General features: G+C 62.1%; 14 protein-coding genes. 12 read left to right on the forward strand and 2 right to left on the reverse strand.

Annotated elements, in window-relative coordinates:
- The first annotated feature begins 81 nt into the window (after window positions 1–81).
- From JFN93_RS18295 to JFN93_RS18350, 12 genes are all read left to right on the forward strand, one after another.
- Complete coding sequence (locus JFN93_RS18295; RefSeq protein WP_199385579.1) at window positions 82–1,470, forward strand: UDP-N-acetylmuramoyl-tripeptide--D-alanyl-D-alanine ligase; 1,389 nt, start codon at window positions 82–84, stop codon at window positions 1,468–1,470.
- The gene (mraY, locus tag JFN93_RS18300; RefSeq protein ID WP_199385580.1) at window positions 1,470–2,546 is read left to right on the forward strand and encodes a phospho-N-acetylmuramoyl-pentapeptide-transferase; all 1,077 of its coding nucleotides are present in this window, start codon (window positions 1,470–1,472) and stop codon (window positions 2,544–2,546) included. Before JFN93_RS18295 ends, mraY begins: the two co-directional genes overlap by 1 nt.
- 209 nt (window positions 2,547–2,755) lie before the next feature.
- The gene (gene murD / locus JFN93_RS18305) at window positions 2,756–4,117 is read left to right on the forward strand and encodes a UDP-N-acetylmuramoyl-L-alanine--D-glutamate ligase (protein WP_199385581.1); all 1,362 of its coding nucleotides are present in this window, start codon (window positions 2,756–2,758) and stop codon (window positions 4,115–4,117) included.
- 32 nt (window positions 4,118–4,149) lie between these two features.
- Complete coding sequence (ftsW, locus tag JFN93_RS18310; protein WP_199385644.1) at window positions 4,150–5,220, forward strand: putative lipid II flippase FtsW; 1,071 nt, start codon at window positions 4,150–4,152, stop codon at window positions 5,218–5,220.
- Window positions 5,217–6,299 (forward strand): undecaprenyldiphospho-muramoylpentapeptide beta-N-acetylglucosaminyltransferase, encoded by a 1,083-nt coding sequence (murG, locus tag JFN93_RS18315; protein WP_199385582.1) that lies wholly within the window; start codon window positions 5,217–5,219, stop codon window positions 6,297–6,299. The genes ftsW and murG overlap by 4 nt, the downstream gene beginning before the upstream one ends.
- A 147-nt stretch (window positions 6,300–6,446) precedes the next feature.
- Window positions 6,447–7,829: a UDP-N-acetylmuramate--L-alanine ligase gene (gene murC / locus JFN93_RS18320; protein ID WP_199385583.1), complete on the forward strand. Its 1,383-nt coding sequence runs from the start codon at window positions 6,447–6,449 to the stop codon at window positions 7,827–7,829.
- 3 nt (window positions 7,830–7,832) lie between these two features.
- Window positions 7,833–8,735 (forward strand): UDP-N-acetylmuramate dehydrogenase, encoded by a 903-nt coding sequence (gene murB, locus JFN93_RS18325; protein WP_328754284.1) that lies wholly within the window; start codon window positions 7,833–7,835, stop codon window positions 8,733–8,735.
- A 343-nt stretch (window positions 8,736–9,078) separates the two neighbouring features.
- Window positions 9,079–9,996 (forward strand): D-alanine--D-alanine ligase, encoded by a 918-nt coding sequence (locus JFN93_RS18330; RefSeq protein WP_199385646.1) that lies wholly within the window; start codon window positions 9,079–9,081, stop codon window positions 9,994–9,996.
- A gap of 166 nt (window positions 9,997–10,162) precedes the next feature.
- The gene (locus tag JFN93_RS18335; protein WP_199385584.1) at window positions 10,163–10,990 is read left to right on the forward strand and encodes a cell division protein FtsQ/DivIB; all 828 of its coding nucleotides are present in this window, start codon (window positions 10,163–10,165) and stop codon (window positions 10,988–10,990) included.
- Window positions 10,991–11,004: 14 nt separating this feature from the next.
- Entirely contained in the window at window positions 11,005–12,243 is a 1,239-nt protein-coding gene (gene ftsA, locus JFN93_RS18340; protein WP_199385585.1) for a cell division protein FtsA, read from the forward strand.
- Window positions 12,244–12,355: 112 nt separating this feature from the next.
- The gene (gene ftsZ, locus JFN93_RS18345; protein WP_199385586.1) at window positions 12,356–13,519 is read left to right on the forward strand and encodes a cell division protein FtsZ; all 1,164 of its coding nucleotides are present in this window, start codon (window positions 12,356–12,358) and stop codon (window positions 13,517–13,519) included.
- 216 nt (window positions 13,520–13,735) lie between these two features.
- Window positions 13,736–14,299, forward strand: a complete 564-nt coding sequence (locus tag JFN93_RS18350) for a flavodoxin family protein (protein WP_199385587.1) — start codon at window positions 13,736–13,738, stop codon at window positions 14,297–14,299.
- Window positions 14,300–14,422: 123 nt separating this feature from the next.
- Here the strand turns inward: JFN93_RS18350 and JFN93_RS18355 are convergent, their stop codons facing one another.
- The gene (locus JFN93_RS18355; RefSeq protein WP_199385588.1) at window positions 14,423–14,737 is read right to left on the reverse strand and encodes a hypothetical protein; all 315 of its coding nucleotides are present in this window, start codon (window positions 14,735–14,737) and stop codon (window positions 14,423–14,425) included.
- Window positions 14,738–14,834: 97 nt separating this feature from the next.
- Window positions 14,835–15,473: a fibronectin type III domain-containing protein gene (locus JFN93_RS18360; RefSeq protein ID WP_199385589.1), complete on the reverse strand. Its 639-nt coding sequence runs from the start codon at window positions 15,471–15,473 to the stop codon at window positions 14,835–14,837.
- Between the last annotated feature and the right edge of the window lie 447 nt (window positions 15,474–15,920).

Genomic DNA, 15,920 nt, shown 5'->3' on the forward strand with positions numbered 1-15,920 from the left:
CGGTCGGAAATACTGCAATGAAACGCACCAACGGCACCGAAAGCCGCCCCAGGCTTTGCACCGTTTTCAAGGATAGACATCATGTTCAGCGTAAGCGACATAGCGCAGGCGACCGGCGGGAGGATCATCGGCGATCCCGTCGCCCGGGCGGCCGGCGTTTCCACCGATTCCCGCAAGGTCGGGAAAGGTGAGCTTTTTGTCGCCCTGGTTGGCGATCGCTTCGACGGCCACGACTTCGTGCCCCAGGTTGCCGGCCAGGGGGGGCGTCTCTTCCTGGTCGAGGAGCGCTGGCTGGGTGCCCATGCCCTGCCCAACGGCTCTTCCGCCGTCGCCGTCGCCGACACCCTCAAGGCCCTGGGTGACCTGGCCGGCTGGCACCGCCGCCGGTTCCGGATCCCGGTGGTTGCCGTCACCGGCAGCAACGGCAAGACCACAACCAAGGAGATGCTCTCCTGCATCATGGCGCTCTCCGGCCAGGGGCTCAAGACCCTGGGGAACCTGAACAACCTGATCGGCCTGCCGCTGACCCTGCTCGGGCTCACCCATCGGCACCGCTGGGCGGTCGTGGAACTCGGCATGAGCGCCTTCGGCGAGATCGACCGGCTGGCCGAGATCGCCGGTCCCGACGTCGGGATCATCACCAACGCCTTTCCCGCCCACCTGGAAACCTTAGGCAGCGTGGAAGGGGTCGCCAAGGCGAAGGGGGAGCTCTTCCTGCGCCTGGCGCCGAGGGCCTGGGCGGTTTACAACGTGGACGACCCGCGGATTTCCCGGCTCCCCATCCCGCTGGACGTGCAGAGCCTGAGCTTCGGCCTGCGCGGTGCGGAGGTGAGCAGCGCCTCGGTCCGGAGCCTGGGGACCAAGGGGGAAAGCTTCACCCTGCGTCTTCCGGACCGGGAAATCCCGGTGAAGCTCAAGGCCTTCGGCAAGCACAACGTCTACAATGCGCTTGCTGCCGCGGCCGCGGCGCACGCCCTGGGGATTTCCGCCGAGCAGATCCAGCGCGGACTCGAGGAGTTCGTCCCCTACGACAAGCGTTTCCAGGTCGAGGACGTATCCGGCATTGTCCTGGTCGACGACAGTTACAATGCCAACCCCGCTTCCATGGCGGCCGGGCTGGGGACCCTGAAGGAGATGGGGATTCCCGGACGGCTTTGCGCCGCACTGGGGGACATGCTGGAACTGGGCGAGGGGAGTGAACTGGCCCACCGCGACCTGGGCAAGGTGGCCGCGAAGTCGGTCGAGCGTCTCTACCTGATCGGGGCGCAGGCGGAGCAGGTCCGCCGGGGGGCGCTCGAAGGGGGACTCGCTCCGGAAAACGTGATCCTGGTCCAGGACCACGATGAGCTTTGCAAGGACCTTCTCTCCTGGCTGCGCCAGGGGGATTGCATATTCGTAAAAGGATCGCGGGGCATGCAGATGGAGCGGGTGGCCCGTGCGGTCCGGGAAGCCTTCGGAGGAACCAACTGATGCTGTACCACCTCCTGTACCCGCTCGCATCGAGCTACAAACTCTTCAACGTCTTCAAGTACCTGACCTTCCGTACCATCTACGCGATGATCACCGCGCTCGTCCTCGCCTTCATCGTGGGGCCGTGGGTGATCCGGAAGCTGGAAGGGCTGCAGGCACGGCAGGTGATCCGGACCGACGGGCCGGAATCGCACCTGAAGAAGTCGGGGACCCCGACCATGGGTGGAGTGCTCATCCTCCTTTGCACCGTGGTGCCGACGCTGCTTTGGGCCGACCTGAGCAACCGCTTCATCTGGGCGCTCCTCTTCATCATCGTGGGCTACGGCGCGATCGGTTTCGTGGACGACTACAAGAAGGTGGTGGAAAAGAACCCGAAGGGGCTTTCGCCCCGCCAGAAGATGTTCTGGCAGATCCTGCTGGGGGCGTCGGCCGCGACCTTCCTCTACATGCTTCCGGGCTTCTCTACCGAACTCTTTTTCCCGTTCTTCAAGAGGATCCATCCGGACCTCGGGATCTTCTTCATTCCGTTTGCCACCCTGGTCATCGTCGGGGCGAGCAATGCGGTGAACCTCACCGACGGCCTGGACGGTCTCGCCATCGGGCCGGTCGCCATCAACGCGGCGACCTACATGCTTTTCAGCTACATCGCCGGTAACGCGAAGCTCTCCGCCTACCTCCAGATCCCGAACGTTCCCGGCGCCGGCGAACTCGCCATCCTGTGCGGCGCCCTGGTCGGGGCCGGGCTCGGCTTTCTCTGGTACAACTCGTACCCGGCCGAGGTCTTCATGGGCGACGTCGGTTCCCTTTCCCTGGGGGGGGGGCTCGGCACGCTGGCGGTATTGACCAAGCAGGAGATCCTCCTCGTGATCGTGGGCGGCGTCTTCGTCGTCGAGGCCCTGTCGGTCATCTTCCAGGTCGGCTCCTACAAGTACCGCGGCAAGAGGATCTTTCGGATGGCCCCGATCCACCACCACTTCGAACTGAAGGGGGTGGCGGAGCCGAAGATCATCGTCCGCTTCTGGATCATCACCATCATCCTCGCCCTGGTGGCGATCTCGACCCTGAAGATGAGGTAACCCTTTTTCCCCTCGCCCTCCGGGAGAGGGTGGCCGAAGGCCGGGTGAGGGCCAGCGCCACGAAGGATTTGCGGGAACGCCATAAAGGAAAGTTTCTTAGGATTTTTTGGCAAGAAATCGTCGGCTGTTTCCGGTATATTGCTCAGTCCACCTTCGGGCGGACAAAATCCGGACCCGGCAACCTTCCGGGCTGACGAAAGGATAACGAGATGGAACTCAAGGGCACAAAAATCATGGTGGTCGGGCTGGCGCGGACCGGGGTAGCGGTGACGCGCTTTCTGGCCGAGCGCGGCGCTGAGGTGACCGTCACCGACATGCGTGAGGAACGCGATCTTGCCGAGGCCCTCGCCGAACTTGCAGACCTGGAGATCAACTACGAACTCGGGCGGCACGTACCCCAGTCCTTCCTCATGGCCGACCTGATCGTGGTGAGCCCGGGGGTCCCGATGGACATCAAACCCTTGGAGATGGCCCGTGCCCAGGGACGCCGCGTGGTGAGCGAAGTGGAGCTTGCCTCCTGGTTCATCGACGCCCCCATGGTCGCCATCACCGGCACCAACGGCAAGACGACCACGACCACCCTTACCGGCACGATCTTCAAGGCCTGCGGCTTCGATACCTTCGTCGGCGGCAACATCGGCAATCCGCTTATCGAGCTGGCCGCCAGCGGCGAGCGGGTCGAGCGGGTCGTGGTGGAGCTCTCGTCCTTCCAGTTGGAAGGGGTGGAGAAATTCCGTCCCAATGTGGCGGTGCTCCTCAATCTCACCGAGGATCACCTGGACCGCTACGCGAACTTCCAGGAATACATCGACGCGAAGCTGCGCATCTTCGAAAACCAGACCGCCGAGGATTTCGCCGTCCTCAACATCGACGATCCGCTGGTCGCCGAATGCGCCGCCAGGATCAAGGCCAGGATCTTCCCGATGAGCCGCCTTAAGGAGCTCGACGAGGGGATCTTCTATCGCGACGGTTTCATCACCTTCGCCCACAGCGGCAAGGTGTTCCGGTTCGCGACCGCGGATTTCAAGCTGCGCGGGGTGCACAACCTCGACAACATCATGGCGAGCCTCGCCGCGACGCTCCTTTTGCGCGCCGAGGGCGACTGCGCCTACCAGGCGGTGAAGTCCTTCAAGGGGCTGCCGCACCGGATGGAGTTCGTGGCTACCCACAACGGGGTCGCCTGGTACGAGGACAGCAAGGGAACCAACGTCGGCAGCGTGGTGAAGTCGCTGGAAAGCTTCGAGTCCGGGATCACCCTGATTGCCGGCGGCAAGGACAAGGGTGGTTCCTATGCGCCGCTTGCACCGCTGGTTCGTGAGCGGGTAGGGCACCTGATCCTGATCGGGGAGGCCAAGGCTCGGATGAACGAGGCGCTGGGTGATCTCACCGAGACCCACCTCGCCGAAAGCCTCGAGGAAGCCGTCGCCATCGCCTCCAAGGTAACCACCCCCGGGCACGTGGTCCTCTTCTCCCCTGCCTGTTCCAGCTTCGACATGTTCAAGAACTACGAGGAGCGCGCCGAGCGCTTCAAGACCCTGGTACACGGCCTGGCCGCCAAGGGGGATGCGTGAAGCGACTGCAGGGGTATGACATCATCGTGCTCATGATGGCGGTGATCCTCACCTGCTTCGGTGTGGTCATGGTCTACTCCGCCTCCTCGGTGATGGCGGCGAAGAAATTCCACGACGGCTTCTACTTCCTGAAACGGCAGTCCATCTACGCCCTGGTCGGCTTCACCACCATGGGCATCTGCATGCGCATCGACTACCACCACTGGCGTCGGGTGGCGGTTCCGCTCTTTTTCACCTGTTTCTTCCTGCTGATCCTGGTGTTCATCCCGGGGATCGGCGGGACCGCCAAGGGCGCGTCGCGCTGGATCCGGCTCCCCGGCTTCAACTTCCAGCCTTCCGAACTCGCCAAGGTGGCGCTGATCATCTACATGGCCTACTCCCTGGACAAGCGCCAGGAGAAGCTCCGGCAGTTCATGTCCGGATTCTTCCCCTACCTTTTGATCCTGGGGGTGTTCATCGCGATCCTGCTCAAGCAGCACGACATGGGCGCCGCCCTCACCATGGTGAGCGTTGCCATCATCATGCTCTTCGCCGCCGGCACCCGGCTCCAGTACATCCTGGGCATGGGGGCGGTTCTTTTGCCTGGCGTCTGCTTCATGGTAGCCACCGCGGCCTATCGAATGCGAAGGATCACCGCGTTCTTGGACCCGTGGCAGGATCCCACCGACTCCGGGTTCCAGATCATCCAGTCCTGGCTGGCCTTGGGGACCGGCGGTTTCTTCGGACAGGGGCTGGGCGAGGGGAAACAGAAGCTTTTCTACCTCCCCGAGGCCCATACCGACTTCATCCTCTCGGTGTGCGGGGAAGAACTCGGATTCATAGGTGTTTTGGTCATCGCGGCCATGTTCCTCCTTCTCGTGCAGCGCTCCATCCGGGTCGCCATAGCGGCCGAAGACAACTTCGGTCGCTTTCTCGCGTTCGGAATCGCGGTCCTGATCGGCATCGAAGCGTTCGTCAACATGTCCGTCGTTACCGGCATGGTCCCCACCAAGGGGCTCGCCCTGCCGTTTCTGAGCTACGGTGGGAGCTCGCTGATCATCACCCTCACCGCGGTGGGGGTCCTCCTCAACGTTTCGACCAGGATGAGGGGGAATCCGGCATGAAAATGATCATCGCAGGCGGGGGAACCGGCGGCCATCTCTTCCCGGGAATCGCCGTCGCCGACGAATTCCTGGCAACCAACTCCGAGAACAAGGTCCTTTTCGTGGGGACCGAACGTGGGATCGAGGCACGGCTGCTCCCCAAGCTCGGCTACGAGCTGGGGGTGATCACCGGGGCCGGGATCAAGGGGCGCGGGACCTGGGGACAGTTCAAGAGCGCGATGCTCCTTTTGAACGGCTACGCCCAGTCACGCAAGATCCTCAAGGAGTTCCAGCCCGACATCGTGCTGGGGGTCGGCGGCTACGCCTCCGCACCGCTGCTCCTCGCCGCCCGCGGCATGGGGATCAAGAAGATCTTCATCCACGAGCAAAACGCGATTCCCGGGCTGGCCAACAAGATCCTGAGCCGTTTCTCCCAGCGGATCTTCATCTCCATGGCCGAGTCGGCGGCGCTCTTCCCGGAAGGGCGGACCCTTCTGACCGGGAACCCGATCCGCAAGGAGATCCTCTGGCGCTTCCAGGAGCGGCAGCGCAAGGTGGGGGACGAGTTCCGGATCCTGGTGTTCGGCGGCTCCGCCGGTGCGCACCGGATCAACCTGACCATGCTGGAGGCGCTCCCCCACCTGGCCGCGGTACGGGACCGGCTGGTGATCACGCACCAGACCGGGGAGAAGGACTGCGAGGAGATCCGCGCGGGATACCAGGCACAGGGGGTGAAGGCGAACGTGGCCCCCTTCATCGAGGATATGGCCGCCGCCTACGGCGCCGCCGACCTGGTCATCTGCCGCGCCGGGGCGACCACCATCGCCGAGGTGACCGCCTGCGGCAAGGGGTGCATCTTCATCCCGTACCCCTACGCCGCGGACGACCACCAGAGAAAGAACGCCGAAGCGCTGGTGAACAAGAAGGCCGGCTTCATGATCCTCGAGGAGGAGCTGAACGGGGAAGTGCTGGCCGGGGAGATCCTGCGGCTCAAGGCAAATCCCGAGGCATTGGCCGAGGTCGAGCGGAACGCCCGCTCGCTGGCCCATCTCGACGCGGCTCAGGTGATCGTGACCGAAATGGTCCGCGCCGACCTTTAAGGTTTGCCCTCACCCAAAAAGGTCTCCCGCGTTCCGCTCCTTCAAGGGAGGCGCGCCAGAGCGCTGGGGCAACGGGCAGGGTGAGGATGGGGCCCCCCCGACCGCCGCGCTGTCGGATGGAACACGTAAAAAGCTAAGGAGTACACAGTGTACGGAAAAATAGAAAAGATTCATTTTGTCGGGATCGGCGGGATCGGCATGAGCGGGATCGCCGAGGTGCTGCTGAACCTCGGCTACAAGGTGTCCGGCAGCGACCTGCGCGGCTCCGAGATCACCGAGCGCCTCGCCGCCCTGGGGGGCGAGATCTTCATTGGTCACGCCAAGGAAAACGTGGCCCAGGTTTCGGTCGTGGTCATCTCCTCCGCGGTGCACGACGACAACCCGGAGGTGGTCGAGGCGCATGAACGGCTGATCCCGGTCATCCCCCGCGCCGAGATGCTCGCCGAGCTGATGCGCATGAAGTACGGCATCGCCGTGGCGGGGACCCACGGCAAGACCACCACCACCTCCATGGTCGCGACCCTTCTTTCCAAGGGGGGGATCGACCCGACCATCGTGATCGGCGGACGCCTCAACTCCCTGGGGACCAACGCGCGGCTCGGACAGGGGCAGTTCCTGGTGGCCGAGGCGGACGAGTCGGATGGCTCGTTCCTCCTCCTTTCGCCGACCATCGCCGTGGTCACCAACATCGACGCCGACCACCTCGACTTCTACAGCGGCATCGAGGAGATCAAGGACACCTTCGTCGAGTTCATCAACAAGATCCCCTTCTACGGGTTGGCGGTTCTCTGCCTGGACAACCCGAACGTGGCCGACATCGTTCCGAAGGTGAAAAAGCGCTTCACGAGCTACGGCCTCTCCGCCCAGGCCGACTACCGCGCCACCGATGTCAAGCTTTCCGGCTTCACCACGAGCTTCGTCGCCCACCACAAGGGAGTGCGGCTCGGGGAGATTACCTTCTCCATGCCGGGTGCCCACAACGTGCTCAACTCGCTGGCCGCCATTGCGGTGGCGATGGAGCTGAACATCCCGTTTGAGGTGATCCGGGAAGGGTTCGCCGCCTTCGGCGGGGTCGGCCGCCGGTTCCAGATGAAAGGCGGGGCCGCCGGGGTGATGGTGGTCGATGATTACGGACACCATCCGACCGAGATCCGCGCCACGCTCGCTGCGGCGAAAAACGGCTGGGACCGCAGGCTGGTCGTGGTGTTCCAGCCGCATCGCTATACCCGGACCGCGGAGCTTTTCGAGGAGTTCGTCAAGGCTTTCTATGACGCCGACGTCCTGATCCTCACCGATATCTACCCCGCCGGCGAAAAGCCGATCGAGGGGGTGACCGCCGAGGCGCTCGCGGCGCGCATCAGGCGCCACGGCCAGAAGGACGTCACCTGGATCTCGGAACGGGACCTCCTGTGCGACCACCTGGAAAGCATCCTGCAGCCCGACGACATCCTGCTCACCCTGGGCGCGGGGAACGTCTGGCAGGTGGGAGAGGCGATGCTCGAGCGGCTGATGAACAAGGAGGAGGAATAAAAGGTGCGTGAGCGCCTGGAAAGGTTTGCCCGGGAATGCCGGGGCGAGGTCCTCTGGGACGAGCCGATGGCGCGGCACACCACCCTCAAGGTGGGGGGGGGCGCCGATCTGCTCTTCTTCCCGGCCGACCTTGACGACCTCCAGGCGGCCTTGGTCCAGCTCCGCGAGGCGCGGATCCCGTACCTGGTCCTGGGCGGCGGCAGCAACCTCCTGGTGAAGGACGGCGGCATCCGGGGGTGCGTCATCTCCCTTAAGATGTTCCGCGGCATCCACGTTCTTCCCAACGCGCGGATCGAGGTGGCTGGAGGGGCGCGCAGCGCGGCGGTTTCCCGTTTCGCCGCGAAATTCGGCCTGACCGGAATCGAGTTTCTTTGCGCGATTCCCGGGACCATCGGCGGCGCCATTGCGGTGAACGCCGGAGCGTACGGGCGCAACATCGTGGGAAAGATCGAGACGCTGCTCACCGTGGATCCCGCGGGGCTGCGGATGCGTGGGCGCCACGAATTGGAGTACGCCTATCGGTACCTGTACCTCGATCCGGAGGAAGTCGTCGTTTCGGCGGTGTTGGAACTCCATCCCGGAGATCCCACCGACATCATGGCGCAGATGGCCGACTACCTGACCCATCGGGGCGAGAGCCAGCAGGTTGGCTACCCGAATGCGGGCTCCTTCTTCAAGAACCCCGCCGGGCACGCGGCCTGGAAGCTGATTGACCAGGCAGGGCTGCGCGGGTACACGGTTGGCGGCGCCCAGGTTTCCGAGGTGCACACCAACTTCCTGGTCAACCGCGGCGATGCCACCGCTGCCGATCTCCTGGAACTGGCGCGGGTCATCAAGGAAAAGGTGAAGGCGGAAAGTGGAATAGAGCTGGAAGAGGAGGTACGGATTGTCGGTGAAGATGCCTAGCAGCCGGTTCAACGGTCAAACTTCGAGGTGCAACGTGAGAACCCGGATCGTTTTGACCAGCAAGCTCACGGGAATCCGAAGGCTTTTAAAGACGCCGTCGCCCATTTCGTTCCGGTCCGGACCGGGCGCGAGGGCCCTTCCTTTCAAAGGGGGCCTGTCGCGTTACGTGCCGAGCCGGCACAAACCATGATGCAATGGGCAAAGAGCAATGAGCAGAAAACAGTCGTCGCCGGTTAGGTAGCAGAAGAGCTTGCTAAGCCGCCTCTCCTTCAAGGGGGGCGCGAGAGCGCGGGGGCAGGTCGAGGATGGGTTCTCCCGCCTCCCCGCTGAAAAGGATACGAAGATGACCGTCGAGGAGATGAAAGCAAAACGGGTCGGGGTGTTGATGGGCGGGCTTTCCGCCGAGCGCGAGGTTTCCCTGAAAAGCGGCGCCGCGGTGCTCAAGGCACTGGTCGAGAAAGGGTACAACGCGGTCGGCATCGACGTCGGGCGCGATCTGGCGGAGAAGCTGGTCCAGGAGAAGGTGGAGGTTGCCTTCATCGCGCTGCACGGCCGTTTCGGTGAGGACGGTTCGGTCCAGGGACTTCTGGAGCTGAAGGGGATTCCCTACACCGGCTCCGGCGTCCTGGCAAGTGCCCTCGCCATCAACAAGATCTACTCGAAAATCGTCTTCAAGTCGGCGGGACTTACCGTGGCACCGTACCAGGTGCTGCACCGCGGCGACAAGCCGAGCCTCAACTTCCCGCTTCCGGTGGTGGTGAAGCCTTCCCAGGAAGGCTCCTCCGTCGGGGTCAGCATCGTGCGCGAAGAGTCCCAGATCGAGGCCGCCGTAGCCGACGCTTTCACCTATGATGCGGACATCCTGGTGGAGAAGTTCATCGCCGGCCGCGAGATCCAGGTCGGGATCCTGGACGGCAGGGCGCTGGGCGCAATCGAGATCGTTCCCAAGAACGAGTTTTACGACTTCGAGGCCAAGTACACCGACGGGATGGCCGAGCACATCCTCCCGGCCCCGCTTCCCGTACCGATCTATGAAAAGGTGCTCCGTGCCGGCGAAACCGCCCATGCCTGTCTCGGCTGCGACGGCTACAGCCGGGTCGACTTCCTGGTGACCGAGGCCGGTGAGTGTTACATCCTCGAGGTGAACACGCTGCCGGGCATGACCGCCCTGAGTTTGCTTCCCGAGATCGCCAAAGGAAGCGGCATCGAATTTCCCGAGTTGGTCGAGCGCATCGTCCTCGCCTCCTCGCTGAAGATCTAGTTGATCGGAAGGGGCGAGGTTCCCGCTTAAAAAGCGGAAACCCGTCCTCACCCCAACCCTCTCCTGGAAGGAGAGGGAGTTATTTGACTGAAACCACGAGGCGGGAACAGCGGGCGGTTTTCCCCCCGACCCCTGACACCTGACCCCCGACCCCGGATTTTATATTATGCGTGATCTACATCCCCGAACCCGACGGCAGGTCCCGGTCAACCGGGTCAAGAAGCCGCCCAAAGAGCGCAAGCCGATCAACTGGCGCCCCATCATCAAGGGTGCGTCCAAGTTCGTCGGCGGTGCGGCCCTCTTTGCGGCGACCGGCTTCGGCGGGATGAAGCTCTACCGTCTGATCGGCGTATCGAACCTGCTCCGGCTGGAGACCATCGAGGTCTCGCCGATGCGCAAGCTGACCCGAAACGAAGTGGTGACCCTGGCCGGCATCAAACCGGGCGATCCGCTTTACCGGATCTCGCTCAAGGGGGTCGTCGACCAGCTCTCCAGAAATCCCTGGATCGAGCAGGTCCACGTCCGGCGCTACTATCCGCACACCCTGAGCATCTCGCTTACCGAGCGGGAACCAAAAGCGGTGGCGAACGTCGGTTGCCTCTACTACCTGGACGCCAAGGCAAACCTCTTCAAGGCGCTGGCCGAGGGGGATCGGCTCGACTATCCGCTCGTCACCGGGGTGAGCGAGGAGGACCTCACCAAGGACCCGAACGGTTCCCGGGATGCGTTCCTCGGTGCCCTGCAGGTGGTCGACCAACTCAAGGCGGGTACCGTTTTCGGCCTGACCGACGTCTCCGAGATCCACTACGACAAGGGGTATGGCTACACGCTTTTCACCATGCAGGGGGGCGTCCCGGTGAAGCTCGGCAACGGCGGTTTCAGCGAGAAGCTCGCGCGGTTTGCCAGCATCTACAAGGAGCTCCAGCCGCAGATGCATGCGCTTGATTACGTCGATCTGGATTACAGTGACAAAATAATTGTGAAAAAAGGGTAGGAAAAGGGGGGAGTATGTCATCGGTTAAAAGAGACAATCTCATAGTGGGACTCGATATCGGGACGACCAAGATCTGCGCGATCGTGGGCAATCTGACCGAAGAAGGCATAGATATCGTCGGCATCGGAACCAGCCCCTCGCGCGGCCTGCGCAAGGGGGTCGTCATCAACATCGAGAGCACCGTGGCTTCGGTAAAGAAAGCGATCGAAGAGGCGGAGCTCATGGCCGGCTGCGAGATCAAGTCTGTCTACGCCGGGATCGCCGGCGGGCACATCAAGGGATTCAACTCCCAGGGTGTGATCGCCATCAAGAACCGCGAGGTCACCACCGAGGACGTCAAGCGCGTCATCGAGGCGGCCAAGGCGATCGCCATTCCGATGGACCGCGAGGTCATCCACATCCTCCCCCAGGAATTCATCATCGACGACCAGGATGGCATCCGCGAACCGCTTGGCATGAGCGGGGTTCGTCTGGAGGCGAAGGTGCACATCGTCACCGGTGCGGTGGCGAGCGCCCAGAACATCGTCAAGTCGTGCAACCGCGCCGGGCTTGAGGTCGCCGACATCGTCCTCGAACAGCTCGCCTCCTCCGAGGCGGTCCTCTCGGCCGACGAGAAGGAACTCGGCGTGGCGCTGGTCGATATCGGCGGCGGCACCACCGACATCGCCATCTTCGTCGACGGGGCCATCAAGCACACCTCGGTGCTTTCCCTGGGCGGCAACCACCTCACCAACGACATCGCGGTCGGCCTGCGCACCCCTATGGCCGAGGCGGAGCGGATCAAGCAGAAGTACGGCTGCTGCCTTTCGTCGCTGGTGGGAAAAGACGAGACCATCGAAGTTCCCAGCGTGGGCGGCCGCAAGCCGCGGGTCCTCTCCCGCCAGCTCCTCTGCGAGATACTGGAGCCGCGGGTTGAGGAGATCTTCACCCTGGTGAACCGCGAGATCATGAAGAGCGGCCTGGAAGACCAGATCGCCTCCGGCGTGGTCATCACCGGCGGGAGCACCATCCTGGAAGGGATGCCCGAGCTCGCCGAGCAGATCTTCAACCTCCCGGTGCGCCGCGGCCTGCCCCAGCGGATCGGTGGCCTGATCGACGTCGTCAATTCCCCGGTCTACGCAACCGGCGTTGGCCTGGTCGTCTACGGTTCCAAGAACGTCGGGGTACACGAGTTCCCGACCGTTCAAAGCGATGACACCGTCTTCCGCCGGGTAAGCCGCCGGATGCGGGAATGGTTCGGAGAATTTTTCTAATAAAAATAAAGATGGCGGCCATTTTAAGCTTTATTTGAAACTCATTTCGTAGTATAACAAGCGGCTAATATTGTTCATTTTTTTGCCGCTGCCGATTAAGGGGGGAGGAGACATGTTTCAGTTCGATGAGAGCATCGACCAAAGCGCGAAGATCAAGGTAATCGGAGTCGGCGGAAGTGGTGGCAACGCCGTCAACACCATGATGGATGTGGGGATTGCCGGAGTTGACTTCATCGTCGCGAACACGGACGCCCAGGCGCTCCGCATGTCCAAGGCGCCGGTGAAGATCCAGATCGGGACCCAGATGACCAAGGGGCTCGGGGCGGGCGCTAATCCCAACGTCGGGCGCGAGGCTGCGCTCGAAGACAAGGAAAAGCTGGTCGAATCACTCAAGGGCGCGGACATGATCTTCATCGCCGCCGGCATGGGCGGCGGCACCGGGACCGGCGCGGCTCCGGTCATCGCCGAAGTGGCCCGCGAGGCGGGAGCTCTCACCGTCGGCGTGGTCACCAAGCCGTTCACCCGCGAAGGGCGCCAACGTCTGGCCAAGGGTGAAGACGGCATCAAGGAACTGAAAAAGCACGTTGACTCCCTCATCGTGATCCCGAACGACCGGCTCCTCGGTCTGGCCGGCAAGTCCATGTCGATCCTCGACGCCTTCAAGCCTTCCGACGACGTGCTCCGCCAGGCGGTCCAGGGCATTTCCGACCTGATCACCCAGTCCGGCATGATCAACGTCGACTTCGCGGATGTGAAGTCGATCATGAGCGAACGCGGCATGGCGATGATGGGTATCGGACTGGGCACCGGTGAAAACCGTGCCGTCGACGCCGCGACCAAAGCGATTTCCAGCCCCCTTCTGGAAGACATCGACATCTCCGGCGCCAAGGGCGTTCTGGTCAACATCTCCGGATCCGCCAGCATGACCATGGACGAGTTCGACGCGGCGAGCCGCATCATCCACGAGAAAGTCCACGAAGACGCCAACATCATCGTCGGTCTGGTCATTGACGAGACCCTCGGCGAGACCATCAAGATCACCGCGATTGCCACCGGTTTCGGCGACCGTTTCGATGTCGAGAAGAGCCGTCAGGAGCTGCGCAGCGTGACCGCTGCCGCTGCCGCCAAGCCGGTTGAAGTCAACCTCGAGATCCCGACCATCGTGCGCCGTCAGCAACAGCAGCGCGAAGTGCCGCAAAACCGTAACCGCAACTTCTTCATGGAAGAGGAAGACCAGTACGACATTCCGACCTTCCTCCGCAAATCGGTCGACTAGCAGCACCCTCCGAACTGAAACAAAAAAGCCCGGTCCTTCCAAAGGACCGGGCTTTTTTTTATCCCAGAGGCACGCGGAAGGAAAACCTGTGGGCGCGCCATTCCTGGCGCGAATTGCCAGTGCCGGTGAAAAACCTTTGTAGATATTTCAGGAAAGGAGTAGAAACGCTTGCCAGGTGAAGAAGACCTGAGCGTCCATCTTGAAGGAGACCCGACCATGAAGATAGTAACTCTCCTCGGCAGCCCACGCGCCGACTCGCACAGCTCCGCCATCGCCCAGCGCTTGAACGATACCGCCGCCCAACTTGGTGCCGACACCCAGACCTTCGCATTGAACAAGATGTCCTATCGCGGCTGCCAGGGGTGCTACGCCTGCAAGACGCCCCTCGATCATTGCGCCGTGAAAGACGATCTCTCCGAAGCCCTCGAAGCGGTGCGCAACGCCGACGCGCTGGTCTTGACCACCCCGGTTTACTACGGCGACGTCACCGCCCAACTCAAAGGCTTTATTGACCGCACGTTCGCCTATCTCAAACCCGACTTCCTCACAAATCCCGCACCGAGCCGCCTGGCTCCGAAGAAGCTGGTCTTCATCATCACGCAGGGGCATCCGGATGAAAACCTGTACGCTGATATTTATCAGCGCAACGCGACCTGCTTCACAGCGATCGGTTTCACCGAGATCCATCTGATCCGCGCCTGCGGCGTTGGACCTGGCACCACGATTCCTGAGGCGGTCATGCAGCAAGCCGAAGCAACTGCCCGTGCGTTGATGTCATAGCGGCAGTGACTGGCTACGAAGGACCCCATTACCCATCCTCCATGGCGGCAGATTATAGCGAAAAAAAAAGAGGCTGCTTCCATCATGGAAGTAGCCTCTTTTTTGCTGCCGACGCACCAGCCGTTACTTTTTCACCCTGAGCGGCCGGTTCAGCGGTTTGAGGTGGAGAGCACCGAGGTGTTCGATGCTCAGGTTGTGGAGGCAGGCCAGCATGAGCTGGTCGCCCAGTTCGTCCACGGTTTTTCCGCATACCTGGAAGGCGACCTCTCCCTCGGCGTCGGTCACCCGCACATGCGTCAGGTCGCCCATCCGGCACATCTCAAAGCCCTTCTCCCGGTGATCGTCCATCCCGAGGGAGAGAAGACTCAAAGCAATCGACTCCAAAAGCGCACGGCCGATTTCAGTCGGCGGATCATCGGTCACCTCACCCTGCTTCATACCCATCATCCTCCATGCTGATCGAGCCTCTGGTGGCGAAAGCCTAAGTGTCACCAGAAGCTGCAAATAACCAAGGCAGTCGACCAAAACCGCAATCTCATACCGGCATGATCGTCTTCACCTGCGACCAGGGACCTCTTCCTTTGGGACCGATAGGCCGGATGCGGAAGGAGTAGTTTTTCCCGGGCTGAAGCCCGGTAACCTCGATGTGCGAGATGTGCACGTAGATTCCCTGTTCGCGCCAGTTCTCTTCAATGGTCGGGTCACCGTCGGTAATCTGCAGCTCGTAGCTCCCGGCGCCGTGGACCCTGAGCGACCGGATCAGCAGCGTGCCGGAAAGGTGCCCTCGTTTGATTTCCAGGACCATGGCGGTCAGATTGGCTGGGGCCTGGCCTTTAGTGCTTTGTTTGGCAAGGGCGAAGCCGCTCAGGCGAAGTTTCATCACATCCCCCGCGCAGACTAACTCCACGTGTTTAGCCATCTTCTTAATATGCTCAGCGACCCGACGACGAGCGACTTTTCTCAGCTGGACCTTGACCGAGTCACGGTTCGCCGCGGCGTCGAAAGCGGTTTGGTACAAATCGATGCTTTCCCCAAGATCCGCAATCGATGGGACGTAGGGCGGCACGTTGCCGGTAAAGGCTTCATGGCAGGCCAGAGCGGCAAGCAGGGCTCGGGCGGAGAAGAGGAAGTCCTTATCTTTCAATGAGCTGAAGTCGGTGATCAATGCGCCCATAACCACACCTCGTTCGTAGTTTAGTGGTGGCTAATTTCTAGAAGTATAAATCAGGCGGGCGGCAATGCAAGAGGCAAAAGCGGTAAATCGCTCGGGAGGCTGATAGTTGGGGAGCCTAATAAACGTAACACTTGATACCAAGGACCCATATCCTTGGCACCGCGTATCACGCTGCGCGGGAATGCGCCTGGGATTCCGGGCTGTTAGTTGGGGAGGGCTGCCCGCACACTTGCCAAGGCACTTGGTGCCAAGAGTTTCGAAGACGTAAAGCGACGGGGAAGTTTCCGGGTACGAAGCTTTCGATACCGGGGGGGCCCGTCGGGTACCGGAGCCGTTAAGGACAGGGGCTGGCCGAAAAAGGGACAGGGCGTCTGGGATGAATTGTGAAACCGATGATAATCAAGCAGGTTAGGCTCTGTGTGACTAACGGGGACATTATGTCCTTTA

Origin of the sequence: Geomesophilobacter sediminis, from assembly GCF_016458275.1 — a bacterium.
GTDB lineage: Bacteria > Desulfobacterota > Desulfuromonadia > Geobacterales > Geobacteraceae > Geomesophilobacter > Geomesophilobacter sediminis.